The sequence below is a fragment of the Pseudomonas sp. X10 genome (assembly GCF_054889225.1).
The window spans coordinates 4,561,745-4,580,922 of the sequence record NZ_CM142677.1 but is presented as its reverse complement, the minus strand read 5'-3'; the positions used below and the strand labels follow the sequence as shown (position 1 = coordinate 4,580,922).

At 62.5% G+C, this 19,178-nt stretch carries 20 protein-coding genes; 9 read left to right on the top strand and 11 right to left on the bottom strand.

The genetic code is table 11. The features are described 5' to 3' along the window. Positions 1 to 41 precede the first annotated feature (41 nt). Genes ACYU03_RS20890 through tldD form a run of 3 tightly spaced genes read left to right on the top strand, consistent with a single transcriptional unit; the run spans position 42 to position 6,164 of the window. On the top strand, positions 42 to 3,863 hold the full coding sequence (locus ACYU03_RS20890; protein WP_461886530.1) for a YhdP family protein: 3,822 nt from the start codon (positions 42 to 44) through the stop codon (positions 3,861 to 3,863). A gap of 7 nt (positions 3,864 to 3,870) precedes the next feature. Then, positions 3,871 to 4,722 (top strand): carbon-nitrogen hydrolase family protein, encoded by an 852-nt coding sequence (locus ACYU03_RS20885; protein ID WP_461886529.1) that lies wholly within the window; start codon positions 3,871 to 3,873, stop codon positions 4,720 to 4,722. A 2-nt stretch (positions 4,723 to 4,724) separates the two neighbouring features. Beyond that, on the top strand, positions 4,725 to 6,164 hold the full coding sequence (gene tldD, locus ACYU03_RS20880) for a metalloprotease TldD (RefSeq protein ID WP_461886528.1): 1,440 nt from the start codon (positions 4,725 to 4,727) through the stop codon (positions 6,162 to 6,164). A gap of 39 nt (positions 6,165 to 6,203) precedes the next feature. On the opposite strand, the gene yjgA is transcribed toward tldD, so the two are convergent. Continuing rightward, positions 6,204 to 6,722: a ribosome biogenesis factor YjgA gene (gene yjgA, locus ACYU03_RS20875; protein WP_461886527.1), complete on the bottom strand. Its 519-nt coding sequence runs from the start codon at positions 6,720 to 6,722 to the stop codon at positions 6,204 to 6,206. A gap of 108 nt (positions 6,723 to 6,830) precedes the next feature. On the opposite strand from yjgA, the gene pmbA reads away from it, so the two are divergent. The 6 genes from pmbA (at position 6,831) to ACYU03_RS20845 (ending at position 12,105) form a co-directional block, all read left to right on the top strand. Beyond that, a complete protein-coding gene (pmbA, locus tag ACYU03_RS20870; RefSeq protein WP_461886526.1) occupies positions 6,831 to 8,177 on the top strand; it encodes a metalloprotease PmbA in 1,347 nt (448 codons plus the stop codon). A 139-nt stretch (positions 8,178 to 8,316) separates the two neighbouring features. Beyond that, positions 8,317 to 8,718, top strand: coding sequence for a FagA protein (locus ACYU03_RS20865; RefSeq protein WP_461886525.1), 402 nt, complete (start codon positions 8,317 to 8,319; stop codon positions 8,716 to 8,718). Beyond that, positions 8,711 to 10,087 (top strand): class II fumarate hydratase, encoded by a 1,377-nt coding sequence (locus ACYU03_RS20860; protein ID WP_461886524.1) that lies wholly within the window; start codon positions 8,711 to 8,713, stop codon positions 10,085 to 10,087. The genes ACYU03_RS20865 and ACYU03_RS20860 overlap by 8 nt, the downstream gene beginning before the upstream one ends. 38 nt (positions 10,088 to 10,125) lie before the next feature. Then, the gene (locus tag ACYU03_RS20855; RefSeq protein ID WP_461886523.1) at positions 10,126 to 10,587 is read left to right on the top strand and encodes a hypothetical protein; all 462 of its coding nucleotides are present in this window, start codon (positions 10,126 to 10,128) and stop codon (positions 10,585 to 10,587) included. Position 10,588: 1 nt separating this feature from the next. Further along, on the top strand, positions 10,589 to 11,200 hold the full coding sequence (locus ACYU03_RS20850) for a superoxide dismutase (RefSeq protein ID WP_461886522.1): 612 nt from the start codon (positions 10,589 to 10,591) through the stop codon (positions 11,198 to 11,200). A gap of 11 nt (positions 11,201 to 11,211) precedes the next feature. Beyond that, positions 11,212 to 12,105 carry a ZIP family metal transporter gene (locus ACYU03_RS20845; RefSeq protein WP_461891513.1) on the top strand — a complete coding sequence of 298 codons (894 nt, stop codon included), beginning with the start codon at positions 11,212 to 11,214 and terminating at the stop codon, positions 12,103 to 12,105. Positions 12,106 to 12,160: 55 nt separating this feature from the next. Here the strand turns inward: ACYU03_RS20845 and ACYU03_RS20840 are convergent, their stop codons facing one another. The 10 genes from ACYU03_RS20840 to ACYU03_RS20795 form a co-directional block, all read right to left on the bottom strand. Further along, complete coding sequence (locus tag ACYU03_RS20840; protein ID WP_461886521.1) at positions 12,161 to 12,433, bottom strand: HPr family phosphocarrier protein; 273 nt, start codon at positions 12,431 to 12,433, stop codon at positions 12,161 to 12,163. 20 nt (positions 12,434 to 12,453) lie between these two features. Further along, positions 12,454 to 13,308: an RNase adapter RapZ gene (gene rapZ, locus ACYU03_RS20835; protein ID WP_461886520.1), complete on the bottom strand. Its 855-nt coding sequence runs from the start codon at positions 13,306 to 13,308 to the stop codon at positions 12,454 to 12,456. 2 nt (positions 13,309 to 13,310) lie between these two features. Next, positions 13,311 to 13,775: a PTS IIA-like nitrogen regulatory protein PtsN gene (gene ptsN, locus ACYU03_RS20830; protein WP_461886519.1), complete on the bottom strand. Its 465-nt coding sequence runs from the start codon at positions 13,773 to 13,775 to the stop codon at positions 13,311 to 13,313. Positions 13,776 to 13,787: 12 nt separating this feature from the next. Next, positions 13,788 to 14,096, bottom strand: coding sequence for a ribosome hibernation-promoting factor, HPF/YfiA family (gene hpf / locus ACYU03_RS20825; RefSeq protein WP_461886518.1), 309 nt, complete (start codon positions 14,094 to 14,096; stop codon positions 13,788 to 13,790). A gap of 78 nt (positions 14,097 to 14,174) precedes the next feature. After that, on the bottom strand, positions 14,175 to 15,668 hold the full coding sequence (locus tag ACYU03_RS20820) for an RNA polymerase factor sigma-54 (RefSeq protein ID WP_461886517.1): 1,494 nt from the start codon (positions 15,666 to 15,668) through the stop codon (positions 14,175 to 14,177). Between the two features lie 181 nt (positions 15,669 to 15,849). Beyond that, complete coding sequence (gene lptB / locus ACYU03_RS20815) at positions 15,850 to 16,575, bottom strand: LPS export ABC transporter ATP-binding protein (protein ID WP_461886516.1); 726 nt, start codon at positions 16,573 to 16,575, stop codon at positions 15,850 to 15,852. Next, positions 16,576 to 17,100, bottom strand: coding sequence for a lipopolysaccharide transport periplasmic protein LptA (lptA, locus tag ACYU03_RS20810; protein ID WP_461886515.1), 525 nt, complete (start codon positions 17,098 to 17,100; stop codon positions 16,576 to 16,578). It abuts the gene before it with no gap. Further along, the gene (lptC, locus tag ACYU03_RS20805; RefSeq protein ID WP_461886514.1) at positions 17,087 to 17,659 is read right to left on the bottom strand and encodes an LPS export ABC transporter periplasmic protein LptC; all 573 of its coding nucleotides are present in this window, start codon (positions 17,657 to 17,659) and stop codon (positions 17,087 to 17,089) included. The genes lptA and lptC overlap by 14 nt, the downstream gene beginning before the upstream one ends. 8 nt (positions 17,660 to 17,667) lie before the next feature. After that, positions 17,668 to 18,192, bottom strand: a complete 525-nt coding sequence (locus ACYU03_RS20800) for a KdsC family phosphatase (RefSeq protein WP_461886513.1) — start codon at positions 18,190 to 18,192, stop codon at positions 17,668 to 17,670. Next, the gene (locus ACYU03_RS20795) at positions 18,192 to 19,166 is read right to left on the bottom strand and encodes a KpsF/GutQ family sugar-phosphate isomerase (protein WP_461886512.1); all 975 of its coding nucleotides are present in this window, start codon (positions 19,164 to 19,166) and stop codon (positions 18,192 to 18,194) included. Before ACYU03_RS20795 ends, ACYU03_RS20800 begins: the two co-directional genes overlap by 1 nt. Between the last annotated feature and the right edge of the window lie 12 nt (positions 19,167 to 19,178).

Here is a 19,178-nt window from a genome sequence, read left to right as displayed (position 1 = left end):
AATGAAACGGCAACACGTCTTGAGGCACGACTTGGAGGGCCATGGCCATGGAGCGTCTGATACGCGTTCTGGGCGCCTTGACCCGCTGGGGGCTGGGGTTCTGCGCCCTGCTGGCGGTGCTGGTGGCGCTGTATGTCAGCCTTGGCCGGCAATTGGTCCCCCTGGTTGCCGAGTACCGTGCCGACGCGCAGGTCAAGGCCGAACAGGCGTTGGGCCTGCCGGTGCATATTGGTGCCCTGGAGGGCAGTTGGAGCGGCCTCGCACCGGTGCTGAGGGTGCGTGACGTACAGGTGGGTGAAGGGGGCGATGCCCTGCGCCTGGATGATGTCAAGGTTGTGCCGGACCTCTGGGCCAGCCTGCTGGCCCGCGAGGTCCGGCTGGCGCGAGTGCAGCTGGGTGGGCTGCAACTGAACCTGCGAGAGGACGAGCAGGGGGGCTGGATGCTCGAAGGCCTGCCGAAGCGGGATGACGAGCCCCTGGACCCGGAACACTTGTTGCAGCGTCTGGAGAGCTTGGGGCGCATCGATGTGTTCGATAGCCAGGTCACGCTCGAACCCTGGCAGCGCGATCCGCTGACTCTCACTTATGTCAGCCTCGGCTTGCAGGGCAGCAGCTCGCGTCAGCGCCTGGACCTGCGCCTGACATTGCCTGATGGTCAGCCCGTGGCCCTGGACCTGCGCGGTCGAGTCAACCCCAAGGTTTGGCGTGACGGTCGTGTCGAGGCCTACTTGAGTTTGCCGCAAAGCGACTGGGCACGTTGGTTGCCGCCGCGTTTGCTGGGGCAGTGGCAGGCCAACCAGTTGCAGGCTGGCGGTGAGTTCTGGCTCGACTGGAACAAGGGACAGTTACAGCAGGCGGCCGTACGCTTCAATGCCCCGCAATTGCAAGGCGCCTACACTGGCCGCAAGCCGGTTAGCCTCGACAACCTGGCCCTTGCCGCTTGGTTCCAGCGTGATGACAAGGGGTTCGATGTGGTGGTCGACTCATTGGCCGCGAGCATCGGCAAGACCCGCTGGGAAACGCATCTGCAGGTGCAGCAGCGGCCGGGTGAGGACCCGACCCAAGAATCCTGGCAGGTTCAGGCCGACCGCCTGGACCTTACGCCGCTGACACCACTGATCGACGGGTTGGCCCCCTTGCCCGAGAACGTCATGACGGTGGTCGATGCCCTTCAGGTGACAGGCGCGCTGCGCAATGTGCGCCTGGACATCCGGCCTAAGGCCGAGGGCGACCAGCGCTTGCAGTTCGCCGCCAACCTGGAAAAGATCGGTTTCGATGCCTATCACGGCGCCCCGGCGGCCGGGAATGTCAACGGCAGTATCAGCGGCGACCTGGGGCAGGGCGAATTGCACCTGGATACTGACGCCTTCATGCTGCACCTGTACCCGATCTTCGCCAAACCCTGGTATTACCAGAAGGCCAACGCACGCCTGACCTGGCACCTGGATAAGGAAGGCTTTACCCTGACCGCCCCCTACCTAAAGGTGCTGGGCGAAGAGGGCAAGATCGCCGGCGACTTCCTTATCCGCCTGCTGTTCGAGGAAGGGCGTGAAGACTACATGGACCTGCGTGTCGGTCTGACCGAAGGGGATGGACGTTATACCGCCAAGTACCTGCCAGAGGTACTCAGCCCGGCACTGGACGAATGGCTGCGCAGCGCCATCGTCAAGGGCACGGTCGACGAGGGTTACTTCCAGTACCAGGGCTCGCTGAACCATGACGCTCCGGACCATGCCCGCAGCATCAGCCTGTTCTTCAAGGTCCGCGATGCCGCGCTGGACTTCCAGCCCGGCTGGCCCCAAGTGCAGCAGGTCGATGGCGATGTGTACATCGATGATGCAGGTGTACGTATCAAAGCCCAGCGCGGGATGTTGTTGAATACGCGGGTCAGTGATGTCAGCGTCGACATTCCCCACGTCGACAGTGGCCAGCACAGCCACCTGCATCTGAACGGTACATTCGATGGCAGCCTGGGCGATGGGCTGAAGATTCTCCAGCAGGCACCCATCGGCACAGGCGAGATCTTCGCCGGCTGGGAAGGCGAGGGGCCGTTGCGGGGCAAGCTGAAGCTGGATATCCCCTTGGAACATGGCGCTCGGCCAAAGGTTTTGGTGGATTTCTCGACAGCCGATGCGCGCCTGAAGATCACGCCGCCTACCTTGGACCTGACCCAGCTCAAGGGGGATTTCAGCTTCGATTTCGACAAGGGGCTCAGTGGCAAGGGGATCAGCCTGCGGGCATTCGGCAAACCGGTCAGTGCTCAGATCATCGCGCAAGGCAAAGCGGGGGAGATGCAGACCCGTATCAATGCCACCGGCCAAATAGCGGTCAAAACCTTGGCTGATTGGCTGCAATACAAGGACGCGCTTCCTGCCACAGGCGAGTTGCCCTACCAACTGCAGGTCAGCCTGGGTAGCCGTGAAAACAGGCTGAGCGTTGACTCATCACTGAAGGGCCTGGCCATCGACCTGCCGGCGCCGTTCGGCAAGGCGGCGGCCGAGACCCTCACGAGCCGCTTCAGCATGAACTTGCAGGGCGCCGACCGGCGCTTCGATGTCAGTTATGCCAATATCGCCCGCTTCGCCTATGCCGCACCTGCCGACAAGCTGGACCAAGGCCGTGGTGAACTGTTGCTCGGCAGCGGTCAGGCACTGTTGCCCCCTGGCCGGGGCCTGCGCGTGCGGGGGCGTCTCGAGAGGCTGGACTTGGAGCCTTGGCAGCAGCAGGTGGAGCGCTTTGCCGGCAACGACCCTGGCGGTAGCGCCAGGCAGACCCTGCAAAGCATGGATGTCAGCATCGGTCAGCTCAAGGGCTTCGGGATGGACTTGAACCAGGCGGTGGTGCGTCTGGACCGGGCAGACAGTGGTTGGTCCCTACGCCTGGACAGCCGGGAAGTCATTGGCAATGCGCGGGTACCAGATGCCAAGGCCGCGCCAATGGTCGTCAACCTGAGGACCTTGCGCCTGCCTGCACCCGATCCGGCATCGATCCATGATGAGAACGCGCCGGACCCGCTGGGCAAATTCGACCCACGCAAGGTGCCGGCCCTCGACCTGACTATCGACAGGCTGTACTGGGGCGACGACCTGTTGGGCAGTTGGGCGATGAAACTGCGCCCGACGGCACGTGGCGTCGCGCTCAACGACATCGGCCTGGACCTCAGAGGCCTGCGCATCAATGGCAGTGGTGGCTGGGAAGGCGCGCCTGGCGCCAGCAGCAGTTGGTACAAGGGGCGCCTGGAGGGCAAGAACCTGGCTGATGTGCTCAAGGCCTGGGACTTTGCCCCGACCGTCACCAGCCGTGACTTCCGACTCGACGTGGATGGTCGCTGGCCTGGGTCGCCGGCTTGGGTTGCCCTCAAACGCTTCTCTGGCAGCCTCGATGCTGCCTTGCGCCAGGGTCAGTTCGTCGAGGTCGAAGGTGGTGCCCAGGCCCTGCGGGTCTTCGGTCTTCTCAACTTCAACTCCATTGGCCGACGCCTGCGCCTGGATTTCTCCGACTTGCTCGACAAGGGCTTGGCCTACGACCGGGTCAAGGGTTTGCTGCAAGCCAGCGAGGGCGTCTATGTCACCCGTATGCCGATTACCCTGACCGGGCCGTCCAGCAACCTCGAGCTGGACGGCACCCTGGACATGGTTCGCGATCGGGTCGATGCCAACCTGCAGGTGACCTTGCCGCTAACCAACAACCTGCCTTTGGCGGCGCTGATCGTCGGCGCTCCGGCGATTGGCGGCGCGTTGTTTCTGGTCGACCGCCTGATCGGTGACCGTGTGGCGCGGTACGCCAGTGTGCATTACCGCGTCGAGGGACCATGGAAAGAGCCTAGAATCACCTTTGTGAAACCTTTCGAGAAATCGCGCTAGGAGCCGTATGAAGTCAGCCGTGATCCAGATGGTCAGCCAGGACGATGTGCTGGCCAACCTGCAACGTGCCGGCGCTTTGCTGGAGCAGGCGGCCCAGGGCGGTGCGCGGCTTGCGGTGCTGCCGGAAAACTTTGCCGCCATGGGCCGGCGTGACGCCGCGGCCATCGGCCGGGCCGAGGCGTTTGGCGAGGGGCCGATCCTGCCATGGTTGAAACGCACCGCCCGCGACCTCAGGTTATGGATTGTCGCCGGCACTTTGCCGTTGCCACCGGTTGGCCAGCCCGATGCCAAGGCTCATGCCTGCTCGCTGCTGATCGATGAGCATGGCGAGTTGGCGGCGCGTTATGACAAGTTGCACCTGTTCGATGTGGATGTGGCGGACAACCGAGGGCGATACCGTGAGTCCGACGATTACGCCCACGGTACCCAAGTGGTGGTGGCCGATACCCCGGTGGGGCGTTTGGGCTTGAGCGTGTGTTATGACCTGCGCTTTCCCGAGTTGTACAGCGCGTTGCGCGCTGCCGGGGCGGAACTGATCAGCGCGCCCTCGGCCTTCACGGCGGTCACCGGTGCCGCCCACTGGGAAGTATTGATCCGCGCGCGGGCTATCGAGACCCAGTGCTATGTCCTGGCGGCCGCCCAGGGCGGCCGCCATCCAGGTCCACGGGAAACCCATGGCCATGCGGCGGTCGTCGACCCTTGGGGGCGCATCATCGCCGAACAGGCCAGTGGCGAAGGCGTATTGCTGGCCGAACGCGACAGCAGCGAACAGGCGTCCATCAGGGCGCGAATGCCGGTGGCCTCGCACCGGCGCTTTTTCTCGCAGGACGCCTTGCGGCCTGCGCACACCTCGGAGTGACTATGAGCCAGATGTTATCCACCGTCAGCGAGCAGCTCCTGGCCCCAGGCGGACTGACCTTGGACAGCCTGCAGGCTGTACTGGGCGAGTTGGCCGGGCCCGGCATCGATGCCGCCGACCTGTACTTCCAGGGGCAGATCTCGGAAACCTGGGCCCTTGAAGACGGTATCGTCAAGGAAGGCAGCTTCAACCTCGACCAGGGTGTTGGCGTGCGCGCCCAATCCGGTGAGAAGACCGGATTCGCCTACAGCAACGCGATCACCCTCGAAGCCCTGAACTCGGCGGCCCGGGCTGCCCGCTCGATTTCCCGTGCCGGTCAGGATGGCCGCGTGCAAGCCTTTCGCAGCCAGGATGTCGTGGCGTTGTACGCGCCTGAAAATCCTCTGGATGTGTTGAGCCGTGCCGAGAAGGTCGACCTGCTCAAGCGGGTCGATGCCGCTACCCGCGCGCTCGATCCCCGTATCCAGCAGGTCAGCGTCAGTATGGCTGGCGTCTGGGAGCGTATCCTGATCGCCGCTGCCGATGGCAGCCTGGCCGCTGATGTGCGGCCGTTGGTGCGTTTCAATGTCAGCGTCATCGTCGAGCACAACGGTCGGCGTGAACGCGGCGGGCAGGGCGGGGGAGGGCGCACCGACTACCGCTTCTTCACCGAGGAGCGGGTCATGGGCTATGCCCGCGAGGCGCTGCGCCAGGCATTGGTCAACCTGGAGGCGATGCCGGCCCCGGCCGGGACCCTGCCTGTGGTGCTTGGCCCGGGTTGGTCCGGGGTGTTGCTGCACGAAGCGGTCGGCCATGGCCTGGAGGGCGACTTCAACCGCAAAGGCAGCTCGGCCTACAGCGGGCGGATGGGCGAACAGGTAGCCTCGAAGCTGTGCACCATTGTCGACGACGGGACCCTGGAGGGGCGCCGTGGCTCCCTGAGTGTCGACGACGAAGGTACGCCGACCGAATGCACCACCCTGATCGAGAACGGCATCCTGACCGGCTACATGCAGGACAAGCTCAATGCGCGCCTGATGGGCATGGCGGTGACTGGCAACGGCCGCCGCGAATCCTACGCGCACCTGCCGATGCCGCGCATGACCAACACCTACATGCGCGCTGGCGACAGCGACCCGGCCGAAATCATTGCCTCGGTGAAGAAAGGCCTGTACTGCGCCAACCTTGGCGGCGGTCAGGTCGATATCACCAGCGGCAAGTTCGTGTTCTCCACCAGCGAGGCCTACCTGATCGAGGACGGCAAGATCACCGCGCCAGTCAAGGGGGCCACGCTGATCGGCAATGGGCCTGAGGCCATGAGCCGGGTGTCGATGGTCGGCAACGACCTGTCGCTGGACAGCGGTGTCGGAACCTGTGGCAAGGATGGGCAGTCGGTGCCGGTGGGCGTTGGCCAGCCGACCCTGAAGATCGATGCGATCACTGTGGGCGGTACCGGCGCGTGACCAGGCTCGGGCAGGCGGGTGCCTGCCCGGCGCCGGGGCTTAGCGCAGGCCGCGCTGGGTCTCGTCGAGGTCGCGAATGTACTTGAAGATCTTGCGCGAGGCGGTCGGCGGTTTGTTCCGCACCTTCTCGTGCTGGGCCTGGCGGATCAGCGAGCGCAGTTGCTGGCGGTCGGCCTCGGCATATTCGCTGACGAAGCGCTCCAGGTCCTCGTCGGTGCCGTCGATCAGCCGGTCACGCCAGCGTTCGAGGTTGTGGAAGCGTTCGTTGTACTGGCGCGTGGAGGCGTCCAGTTGGTCGATCACCGCGGTGATGGCCTCGATGTCCTGGTCGCGCATCAGCTTGCCGATGAACGACAGGTGACGTTTGCGGGCGATGTGCGCGGTGTGCTTGCTGGCATCGGCGATTGCCCGGCGCAAGGCGTCGGTCAGCGGCAGGCGCGCCAGGGTATCCGGCTTGAGTGTCGTCAGGCGCTCGCCGAGATCGACCAGCGCATGCAGCTCGCGCTTGATCTGGGTTTTGCTTTTTTCGCCTTCGTAGGCGTCGTCGTAATCAACCATGGTGGCAGTCCGCTGGAAAACGCCGCCATGATAACCAGTCGGGGGCCGCTTGTCCGGCCCGGTCGTACAATGACCCTAGCCGAACGCAGAATTTGAGTGGAGAGAACCATGAGTGCAGTCCAGAGCGTAGGCCCCCAGGCCCTGCCGGCGTTGCAGGAGCAAGTCGAGCAGATCATCGCCGAAGCGCGTCGCCAGGGCGCCAGCGCCTGCGAAGTGGCGGTGTCGCTGGAGCAGGGGTTGTCGACCACGGTGCGTCAGCGCGAGGTCGAGACAGTCGAGTTCAACCGCGACCAAGGCTTTGGTATCACCCTCTATGTGGGGCAGCGCAAGGGCTCGGCCAGCACCTCGGCCAGCGGCAGCGAGGCCATTCGGGAAACCGTGGCCGCAGCCTTGGCTATCGCCAAGCACACCTCTGAGGACGACTGCTCGGGATTGGCCGACCCAGCCTTGATGGCGCGGGAAATCACCGATTTTGATTTGTACCATTTGTGGGACATCAGCCCGGAGCAGGCCATTGAGAAGGCCTTGGCGTGCGAGGCCGCGGCCTTCGATGCCGACACGCGCATCCGCAATGCCGATGGCACCACCCTTAGCACCCACCAAGGCTGCCGGGTCTATGGCAACAGCCACGGCTTCATTGGCGGTTATGCTTCCACGCGGCACAGCTTGAGTTGCGTGATGATCGCCGAAGGCGACGGGCAGATGCAGCGTGACTACTGGTACGACATCAATCGCCAGGGGAACCTACTGGCTGACCCGAACAGCATTGGCCAGCGTGCTGCGCAACGAGCCGCCAGCCGCTTGGGCGCACGGCCGGTGCCGACCTGCGAAGTGCCGGTGCTGTTCTCCGCAGAGCTGGCAGGTGGGTTGTTCGGCAGCTTCCTTTCGGCCATTTCCGGCGGCAACCTGTACCGCAAGTCATCCTTCCTCGATGGCGCCATCGGCCAACGCCTGTTCCCCTCCTGGCTGACCATCGACGAGCGCCCGCACCTGCCACGTGCCTTGGGCAGCGCGGCCTTCGATGGTGATGGCCTGGCCACCTATGCCAAGCCGTTCGTCGAGAAGGGCGAACTGGTGTCCTATATCCTGGGCACCTATTCGGGGCGCAAGCTGGGGCTGCCGAGCACGGCCAACGCCGGTGGCGTCCACAACCTGTTCGTCACCCATGGCGTGGAAGACCAGGCCGCCTTGATCCGTCGTATGGGGCGTGGCCTGCTGGTGACCGAGCTGATGGGCCACGGCCTGAACATGGTGACCGGCGACTATTCCCGCGGCGCGGCTGGTTTCTGGGTCGAAAACGGCGAGATCCAGTTCCCGGTCCAGGAAGTGACCATCGCCGGGAATATGAAAGATATGTTCCAGCAGATTGTAGCGATCGGCAGTGATCTCGAGACGCGCAGCAACATCCACACCGGCTCGGTGTTGATTGAGCGCATGACAGTGGCGGGTAGCTGAGTCGCCTGTACGCCCCCCAAGATCGAATATCTACAGGACAAGACCCGGCCGCTGTGCCGGGTTTTTTGTTTATCGCTTTTCACTTGAAGTGATTCTACTTATCACTTAATAATGAATATCATTATCCAGAAACCCAGCGATGATGTTCATGAAACCCGTCCTCCATGAGTTGCCCTACCTGGAAAACTGGCGCTGGCTGAGCCGGCGCATCCGCTGTGCCTTCGAGCCGGACGAACCCCGGCTGATCGAGCATTACCTGGCTGAAGGCCGTTACTTGGTGTGCTGTACCGAGACCTCGGCGTGGACCGTGGCCTTGACCTCTTTCCGCTTGCTTCTGGATACCGCGTGCGACCGCATGCTGCCTTGGCATTGGCGCTGCCTGTGCCTGGATCAGGCCTGGCGCCCGCTGCTCGACCTGCGCAACCTCGACCGCCGCGAACAGAACCAACGCTGGCAGCCCTACGCCTTGCAACTGGCGAACTGCGTGCTGCTGCCTTCGATTTCTCCCGCTGAACTGATGCAAGGACTTGATGATGAGTAATACCCGTATCGAGCGTGACAGCATGGGCGAGCTGCAGGTGCCGGCCCAGGCCCTGTACGGCGCCCAGACCCAGCGCGCGGTGAACAACTTCCCGATCAGCCAGCAACGCATGCCGCGCCAGTTCATTCGCGCGCTCTTGTTGGCGAAGGCCGCGGCGGCCAAGGCCAACGTCGAACTCGAGCAACTGACCCCGGAGCAGGGCGCGGCCATCGTCAAGGCGGTGGAGCAACTGCTGGCCGAGGACTTCATGCAACATTTCCCGGTGGATATCTTCCAGACGGGTTCTGGCACCAGCTCGAACATGAATGCCAATGAAGTGATCGCGACCCTGGCCAGCCGCGTCCTGGGCGACAATGTCAGCCCCAACGACCACGTCAACTGCGGCCAGAGCAGTAACGACATCATCCCCACTACCATCCACGTCAGTGCTGCACTGGCCTTGCATGAGCAATTGCTGCCGGCCCTGCGCCACCTGATTCAGGTGACCGAGGCCAAGGCCGAGCAGGTGCATCCGTTCGTCAAGACCGGGCGTACCCACCTGATGGACGCGATGCCGGTGCGCATGAGCCAGGTGCTGGGTGGCTGGGTCGCACAGATCAAGGGCGCTCTGGCGCATCTGGAGGCTACCTTGCCGAGCCTGCAGGCACTGGCACAAGGTGGTACTGCAGTCGGTACCGGGATCAATGCCCATCCACAGTTCGCTGCCGGTTTTGCCCGCCAGCTCAGCGGCCTAACTGATGTCGAGTTCGTCCCAGGTCAGAATCTGTTCGCCCTGATCGGCTCTCAGGACACGGCGGTTGCTCTATCTGGTCAGCTCAAGACCACGGCCGTGGCCCTGATGAAGATTGCCAATGATCTGCGCTGGATGAACTCGGGCCCGCTGGCCGGCCTCGGCGAGATCGAGCTGGAGGGCCTGCAGCCCGGGTCTTCGATCATGCCTGGCAAGGTCAACCCGGTAATCCCCGAGGCCACCGCCATGGTCGCGGCCCAGGTCATCGGCAACGACGCGACCATCGCGGTGGCCGGCCAGTCGGGCAACTTCGAGCTGAACGTGATGCTGCCGATCATCGCTCAGAACCTGCTCAGCAGCGTCGAGCTGATGGCCAACGCCAGCCGCTTACTGGCTGACAAAGCCATCGCCAGCTTCAAGGTCAACGAGCCCAAGCTCAAGGAAGCGCTGTCGCGCAACCCAATCCTGGTCACTGCGCTGAACCCGATCATCGGCTACCTGAAGGCTGCGGAAATCGCCAAGACCGCCTACAAGCAGGGCCGCCCGATTATCGACGTGGCGCTGGAGCATACCGAGCTGACGCGCAGCCAGTTGGAGGCCTTGCTCGATCCGGAAAAACTCACCGCGGGTGGCATCTAACGGCCATCTGATGGCGTCCATCGCTCTGGAGGTTTGTCATGCAGCACTGGAAACGCACCACGGAAATCGCCAACCGTCTGTTCGATCAAGGCGAGTGGGTCGATGCCCGCGAACATTATCTGCAGGCGCTCGCCCTGGCCCAGGTGTTGTTCGAACGCTGGCATGACGTCGACGAAGCGGTGGCCGCTTTTGTCATTGCCCATCACAACCTGGCCGACCTGCACGTGCGGCTGAACCAGCCCCATGAAAGCGCCGACTATCTGTGCGCGGCGCATCAGCGGCTGCTCCAGGCCAGCCAGGAACAACGCCTGCCCCAGGCGTTACGCGAAGCAGCGCTGCGACACAGCTCCAGGACCTACACCGAGCTGCTGAGCTTCATCGGCGAATACGGCCAGTACCCTCGCACCGAGCGCTTGCTTAATCGCCATGGGCCACAAGCCAGCGAGCTGGCCGCTCAGCCGAATGCCACCCCTCGAACCCACGTCTACGGAATCCATTGACATGCCCTATACCTTGCCTGCGTTGCCTTATGCCTACGATGCGCTGGAACCGCACATCGATACCCAGACCATGGAGATTCACCACACCAAGCACCACCAGACCTACATCAACAACCTCAATGCCGCAGTGGAAGGGACGCAGTGGGCTGAGTGGCCGGTTGAAAAACTGGTGGCCAGCGTCAAGCAGTTGCCTGAAAACCTGCAGGGCGCGGTGATCAACCAAGGGGGCGGCCATGCCAACCACACCCTGTTCTGGACCGTGATGTCGCCCAAGGGGGGCGGCCAGCCCCAGGGCAAGGTGGCCAAGGCCATCGATGAGCAACTGGGTGGTTTCGACGCTTTCAAGGACGCCTTCACCAAGGCCGCGCTGAGCCGCTTCGGCAGTGGCTGGGCCTGGCTCAGCGTGACCCCGGCCAAGACCCTGGTGGTGGAAAGCAGCGGTAACCAGGACAGTCCGTTGATGAATGGCAATACCCCCATTCTCGGGCTGGATGTCTGGGAGCATGCGTATTATCTGAAGTACCAAAACCGACGTCCGGAATACATCGGCGCCTTCTATAACGTGATCGACTGGTCCGAGGTGGAGCGTCGATATGTAGAAGCCCTGGCGTGAGTCGTTCCGGTATGCGTTCGGAGGTGATGTCTGTCAGCAGCGTGCGCTTGTTCCGACTGGCGCTGGGGACCTTGTTGTTGCTGGTCGGTACCGCGCTGCTGGTCGTGCGCGGCATCGCCTGGCTGGACCTGGAGCCACGCATGTTGCGGGCCCTCGAGGGCGGTGCGCTGTGTGCCTTGGGTACAGCGTTGGGCGCAGTACCGGTACTGGTGATCCGCAACATGCCGGTGGCCTTGGCTGATACCTTGCTGGGTTTTGGGGCGGGCGTGATGCTGGCCGCGACCGCGTTCTCGCTGATCATCCCTGGCCTTGGCGCTGCCCAGGCCATCGGTTTCAGCCCGTGGGGCGCGGGCGGCCTGATCAGTTTCGGCCTGCTGTTCGGTGCCCTGTGCCTGTTCCTGGTGGATCTCAAGGTGTCCGGGGCATCGCCCGAGGCGCTGGTGGGAACAGGTCAGCAACCCGTGATAGCCGCGCGGATCTGGCTGTTCGTGATTGCAATCATTGCTCACAACATCCCAGAGGGCATGGCTATTGGCGTCTCGGCGGGCGGTGGTATGCCCGACGCCGACAGCCTGGCGATGGGCATTGCCTTGCAGGATGTACCTGAAGGCCTGGTCATTGCCTTGGTGCTGGCAGGCGCAGGGATGCCACGGTTCAAGGCCTTCCTGATCGGGGCAGCCTCTGGCTTGGTCGAGCCGCTGGCGGCAGTGATCTGTGCCTGGCTGGTGAATATTGCCGAATTGCTGTTGCCATTGGGCCTGGCCTGCGCGGCGGGGGCGATGTTGCTGGTGGTGACCCAGGAGATCATCCCGGAGTCACGCAGCAATGGCCATCACCGCTTGGCCAGTCTTGGCTTGTGCGTTGGCTTCTGTTTGATGATGGTGATGGACACGGCGATGTCGTGAGCTTTCGCTGCAAGACAAAGGGCGCCATTCGGCGCCCTTTGTCTTTTCGGTGGGGTCATTCGCCCTCGTCGAACCTGTTGTTGATCAGCTCGACCAGCGCGTTCAGCGCTGCATCGTCCTGCTCGCCTTCGGTGTGCAGGTGTACCTGGGTGCCCTTTCCAGCGGCGAGCATCATCACGGCCATGATGCTCTTGCCGTCGACCAGTTTGTCCGGTGCGCGACCCACCTTGACCTGGCAAGGGAAGCGCCCGGCAACGCCGACGAACTTTGCCGCCGCCCGGGCATGCAGCCCCAGCTTGTTGATGATGGTGATTTCACGGGCGGGCATTGTAGGGGCGGGTCCTTGGGCTAGAGGTCGCGATGGCGGACCTGGACGTTTTTCAGGGATTGCTGCAGCAGTTGACCGAGACGCTCGGTCAGGTACACCGAGCGATGGTGCCCGCCAGTGCAGCCGATGGCAATGGTTACGTACGCGCGGTTGCTGGCGGCAAAGCGGGGCAACCACTTGAGCAGGTAGGTGGATATGTCCTGGAACATATCCTCCACATCCGGCTGGGCTGCCAGGTAATCGATAACGGGCTGCTCCAGGCCGGAATGCTCGCGTAGCTCAGGCTTCCAGTACGGGTTGGGCAGGCAGCGTACGTCGAACACCAGGTCGGCATCGACTGGCATGCCGCGCTTGAAACCGAAGGATTCGACCAGGAAGGCCGTACCGGGCTCAGGTTGGTTGAGCAGGCGCAGCTTGATCGAGTCACGCAACTGATAGAGGTTCAGGCGGGTGGTGTCGATCTTCAGGTCGGCCAGGTCGGCGATCGGTCCGAGCAGTTCGCTTTCGACGCGGATAGCCTCGGCAAGCGAACGGTTCGAGTTGGTCAGCGGGTGGCGGCGGCGAGTTTCAGAGAAGCGCTTGAGGAGGGTTTCCTCGTCGGCATCCAAGTACAACACATCGCACTGGATATGACGGCTACGGGCCTCCTCCAACAGCTCAGGAAAGCGCGACAGGTGGCTGGGCAGGTTGCGTGCGTCGATGGATACCGCGACTTTCGGCTGCAGCAGCTCGGTATTGATCAGTGCATTTTCCGCCAGCTGTGGCAGTAAGCCCGCTGGCAGGTTGTCGATGCAGTAGTAGCCGTTGTCCTCCAGCACGTCGAGGGCGGTACTCTTGCCGGAGCCAGACCGGCCGCTGACGATGATCAGGCGCATGCTCAGTGCTCGTTCTGTGCGTCCAGGACAACCTGGTACAGGGCCTCGCTGCTGTTTGCGGCCCGCAGTCGATCCCGAACCTCCTTGCGATCGAGCATGCTGGCGATCTGGCGCAGCAGTTCCAGATGGGCGTCGGTAGCGGCTTCGGGGACCAGCAGCACGAACAGCAGGTCGACCGGCGCACCGTCGATGGCATCATAGTCGATGGGGGTGGCCAGTTGAATCAGGGCGCTGACCGGTGAGGTGCATGCTTCGAGGCGGCAGTGGGGAATGGCAATGCCATTGCCGAAGCCGGTGGAGCCCAGTTTCTCGCGGGCGACCAGTTTCTCGAAGATGTCTTCCATCTCCAGTTCTGGCACTTCCCGGGCGATCAGGGTGGCGGTTTCCTGGAGTACGCGCTTTTTACTGCCGCCCGGCACGTTCGCGAGCGAACGGCCGGGGGTCAGGATGGTTTCAAGTAGGATCATGGATGAGAGGGATCAGCGGGCGGCTGCACCTTGCAGCAGGCTTTGCTGTTTTTCCTTGTGTTTTTTCAGTTGGCGGTCGAGCTTGTCGGTCAGGGCGTCGATCGCTGCATACATGTCTTCGTGTTCCGCGTTGGCAACCACTTCACCGCCGGGAATCTGCAGGGTCGCTTCGACCTTCTGCTGCAACTTCTCGACCTTCATGATGACCGTCCCGTTGGTGATCTTGTCGAAGTGACCCTCCAGCCGTTTCAGCTTCTGCTCGACATACTCGCGCAGCGGTGGGGTGACTTCTACATGCTGTCCACTGATGTTGACTTGCATACAGCTTCTCCTTTGTTGCCCGTGCATAAAGAGGCAGGTATTGCACCTGCCACTGAACTGCTGTGGCACATCCGGGGGCTACATCAGTCGCTTGCGCTCGCTCGACGGTGCGATACCGAGGGACTCGCGATACTTGGCGACGGTGCGACGGGCTACCTGGATGCCTTGTGCCTCCAGTAAACCAGCGATCTTGCTGTCACTCAATGGCTTTTTCTGATTTTCCGCCGCAACCAGTTTTTTGATGATCGCGCGGATCGCCGTGGACGAGCATTCGCCGCCTTCGGCGGTGCTCACGTGGCTGGAGAAAAAGTACTTCAGCTCGTAGATGCCGCGCGGAGTGTGCATGTATTTCTGGGTAGTGACCCGGGAAATGGTTGACTCATGCATGCCCACGGCCTCGGCAATGTCATGCAGGACCAACGGTTTCATCGCTTCGTCGCCATGGTCGAGGAAGCCTCGCTGGTGCTCGACGATCTGTGTGGCGACCTTCATCAGGGTTTCGTTGCGGCTCTGCAGGCTCTTGATGAACCAGCGCGCTTCCTGGAGCTGGTTGCGCATGAAGGTATTGTCGGCGCTGGTGTCTGCACGCCGGACGAAGCCAGCGTATTGTGGGTTGACCCGCAGCCGTGGGACCGCCTCCTGGTTCAGCTCCACCAACCAGCGCTCGTTGTCCTTGCGCACAATGACGTCAGGCACCACGTACTCAGGTTCGCTGGATTCGATCTGCGAGCCTGGACGCGGATTGAGGCTCTGTACCAGTTCAATGACCTGGCGCAGTTCGTCTTCCTTGAGCTTCATGCGGCGCATGAGCTGGCTGTAGTCGCGGCTGCCGAGCAGGTCGATATAGTCGCTGACCAGGCGCTGGGCCTCGGCCATCCAGGGCGCGTTGGCGGGCAACTGGCGCAGTTGTAACAGGAGGCATTCACTCAGGTTGCGTGCGCCAATGCCCGCAGGTTCGAACTGCTGGATACGGTGCAGCACCGCTTCGACTTCATCGAGCTCGATGTCCAGCTCAGGATCGAAGGAGGCGCAGACTTCCTCAAGGGACTCTTCCAAATAGCCCTGGGCGTTGATGCAGTCAATCAGGGTCACTGCGATCAGTCGGTCGGTGTCGGACATGGGCGCCAGGTTCAACTGCCAGAGCAGGTGGCTCTGCAGGCTTTCTCCGACGGAGGTACGGGTGGTGAAGTCCCACTCGTCATCGTCGTTGCTGGGCAGGCTGCTGGCGCTGGTCTGGTAAATGTCTTCCCAGGCCGTGTCGACGGGGAGTTCGTTGGGGATGCGCTCGCCCCATTCGCCTTCTTCGAGGTTTTCGGCGCTAGGGGTGCTTTCCTGGAAGTTGTTGTCCTGGGCTTCGGCAGTCGGCTTGTTCTCGGCGTTGTCGGCCATCGGGTCGCTGTTGTCGAAGTCCTCGCCGTCTTCCTGACGTTCGAGCATCGGATTGGACTCCAGCGCTTCCTGGATTTCCTGCTGAAGGTCCAGGGTCGAGAGCTGAAGCAGACGGATGGCCTGTTGCAACTGCGGGGTCATCGTCAGTTGCTGGCCCATTTTTAGGACGAGCGATGGTTTCATGGCAGGGGCTTAACACCTTATTCGCCGGCGCACATGCGCCATCCACTACACAGGGGCGCCGAGGCGCCAATTTTAAGCAAATTATATGCCTGAAATTGTAGCGTTTGCCTAGAGCACTGTAACAATTAAGCCATTATCAGGCAGAGTTGTCAGTGCTCGGGCAGCGCCAGATACCCAGGGTCTAGAGACGGAACTCGTGGCCCAGGTAAACCTCCTTGACCAGATCGTTGGCCAGGATGGTCTCAGCATCGCCTTCGGCGATCAGTTGGCCATCGTTGACGATATAGGCGGTCTCGCAGATATCCAGGGTCTCGCGGACGTTGTGGTCGGTGATCAGTACGCCGATGCCCTTGGCCTTGAGGTGGTGGATGATCTGCTTGATGTCGCCGACAGAGATCGGGTCGACCCCGGCGAAGGGTTCGTCGAGCAGGATGAACTTCGGCGCGGTCGCCAAGGCACGGGCGATCTCGACGCGGCGCCGTTCGCCGCCCGAGAGGCTCATGCCCAGGTTGTCACGGATGTGGCTGATGTGGAACTCCTGGAGCAGGCCTTCCAGCTCCTTGCGCCGTCCTTCGCGGTCGAGGTCCTTGCGGGTCTCGAGAATGGCCATGATATTGTCAGCCACCGAGAGTTTGCGGAAGATCGAGGCTTCCTGGGGGAGGTAGCCGATGCCGGCACGAGCGCGGCCGTGCATCGGTTGGTGGCTGACGTCCAGGTTGTCGATCAGTACACGACCCTGGTCGGCCTGGACCAGGCCGACAATCATGTAGAAGCAGGTGGTCTTGCCGGCGCCGTTGGGGCCGAGCAGGCCGACGATCTGGCCGCTGTCGATAGACAGGCTGACATCGCGGACGACTTGCCGGCTTTTGTAGCTCTTGGCCAGGTGCTGGGCTTTGAGGGTTGCCATTTACTCGGCCTTCTTCTTCGGCTGGATCACCATGTCGATGCGCTGGCGTGGCGTAGTCACGTTGCTGCCACGGCCGGCGGTCGCCACCTGGGTCTGGGTGTTGTAGACGATTTTCTCGCCTTCGGTGGTGTTGCCTTCGTTTTCCACCTTGGCGCGGTCAGTCAGCACCACCAGGTCTTTTTGCGACTGGTACTGGATGGTGACGGCCCATCCCTTCATCTTGTCCGGCTTGGCGGCGCTCTGTTGCTGCTCGAAATAGGCCAGGTTGCCCACGGAGGTGACTACGTCGATGTCACCATTGGCAGCACGGGTGATGGTCACGGTGTTGCCTTTGATCATCATCGAGCCCTGGGTGATGATGACGTCGCCCTTGTAGGTGGCAACGCCCTTCTTGTCATCCAGGTGAGCGTCGTCGGCCTGGATGCGAATAGGTTGGTCACGGTCGGTCGGCAGGGCCCAGGCGTTCGCGCTTCCCAGTGCTGCGCTCAGGCTGAGCAAAAGGGGGAGGGTTTTAACGAGCCTCATACTGTCCTCTTACGTTGGACAGCAGGTCCATCCTGCCGTCTTTCAAATACGCTTTCATTCCTGTGCCTGTGGTCGTGCCACCGGCGCCGTCGATTCTAACGGCTTGCTCGGTTTGCGCATATTGCTTCTGCGGGAATACGGTCATGCGGGTTGTGGTGATGATGGTGTCACGCTGTTTTTCATCGGTGCGGGCTACCCGGACCGAATCGATCAGCTCTACCTCGGTGCCGTCCGGATTGACCTCGGCGCGTTCGCTTTGGACGTGCCAGGGGAACTGCGTGCCACGGTAGAGGTGCAGGTCGGGCTTGGTCACCAGGGTGACTTCGCTGGCCTTGAGGTGTTCCACTTTGTCGGCGGTCATCTCGTATTGCAGTTTGCCATCGGGCAGGAACTGCAGGCTGTGGGCATTGATCGCGTAGTAGTCGATGGCGCTCTCGTCGACCTGAGCCACCGGCTTGTCGAGGAAGCTCTCAGGGCTGATGTTCCAGTAGCCGACCGCCGCCAGCAAGGCGGCGATCACGCTGAACAGCGCGATGTTGCGGATTTTCTTGCTGAACATGTATGGCTCTACAGGTAGTTGGCGTTGGCGGCATCCAGGTTGCCCTGGGCCTGCAGGATCAGCTCGCAGAATTCACGTGCGGCACCCTCGCCGCCACGTGCCTGGGTGACGCCGTGGGCATGTTGGCGGACGAATGAGGCGGCATTGGCCACGGCCATGCCCAAGCCTACCCGGCGGATGACTGGCAGGTCCGGCAGGTCGTCGCCGAGGTAGGCGACTTGTTCATAGCTTAGATCGAGTTGAGCGAGAAGTCCGTCCAGCACCACCAGTTTATCCTCGCGGCCTTGGTACAGGTGGGGGATGCCGAGGTTCTTCGCCCGGCGTTCGACCACTGGGGTCTTGCGCCCGCTGATGATTGCCGTGGTCACGCCGGAGGCCATCAGCATCTTGATGCCCTGGCCGTCGAGGGTGTTGAAAGTCTTGAATTCGCTGCCGTCCTCGAGGAAATACAGGCGTCCGTCGGTCAGCACGCCATCGACATCGAAGACGGCCAGCCTGATCGGCTTGCCGCGTTGCATCAGTTCGTCGTTCATCACATCACTCCGGCGCGCAGCAAGTCGTGCATGTTCAAGGCGCCAATCGGGCGGTCATCCTTGTCGACCACCACCAGCGCGTTGATCTTATGGTCTTCCATGATCTTCAGGGCCTCGGCGGCGAGCATATCGGCGCGTGCGGTCTTGCCGTGAACGGTCATCGCTTCTTCGATACGGGTTTTATGTACGTTGATGTTGCGGTCCAGGCTGCGGCGCAGGTCGCCATCCGTGAAGATGCCAGCCAGCCGTCCGTCGGTTTCGGTGATGACGGTCATTCCTAAACCTTTGCGAGACATTTCAAGGAGAGCGTCCTTGAGCAGGGTGCCGCGTTGCACCTGGGGCAGAGCGTCGCCGGAGTGCATGACATTCTCGACTTTCAGCAGCAGGCGACGGCCAAGAGCGCCTCCGGGATGCGAAAAGGCGAAGTCCTCGGCAGTGAAGCCCCGGGCCTCGAGCAGGGCGATGGCCAGGGCGTCGCCCAGCGCCAGAGCTGCAGTGGTCGAGGAGGTCGGCGCCAGGTTCAGGGGGCAGGCCTCCTGGGCTACACGTGCATCGAGGTTGACCTCGGCGGCATGGGCCAATGGTGAGTCCGGGTTGCCGGTGAGGCTGATCAGTTGGATGCCCAGGCGCTTGATCAGCGGCAGCAGGGTGATGATCTCGGCGGTGCTGCCGGAGTTGGACAGGGCCAGGATGACGTCATCGCGGGTGATCATGCCCATGTCGCCATGGCTGGCCTCGGCCGGATGGACAAAGAAGGCTGGAGTGCCGGTGCTGGCCAGGGTGGCGGCGATCTTGTTGCCGATATGCCCCGACTTGCCCATGCCAAGCACGACTACCCGTCCCTTGCTGGCCAGGATCAGTTCGCAGGCTTTGACGAAGCTGGCATCGATACGGGCCAGCAGGTCTTCTATGGCCTTGAGCTCCAGGCGCAAGGTGCGCTGGGCGGATTGGATCAGCTCGCTGGATTGGCTCATGTCGAAAACGGA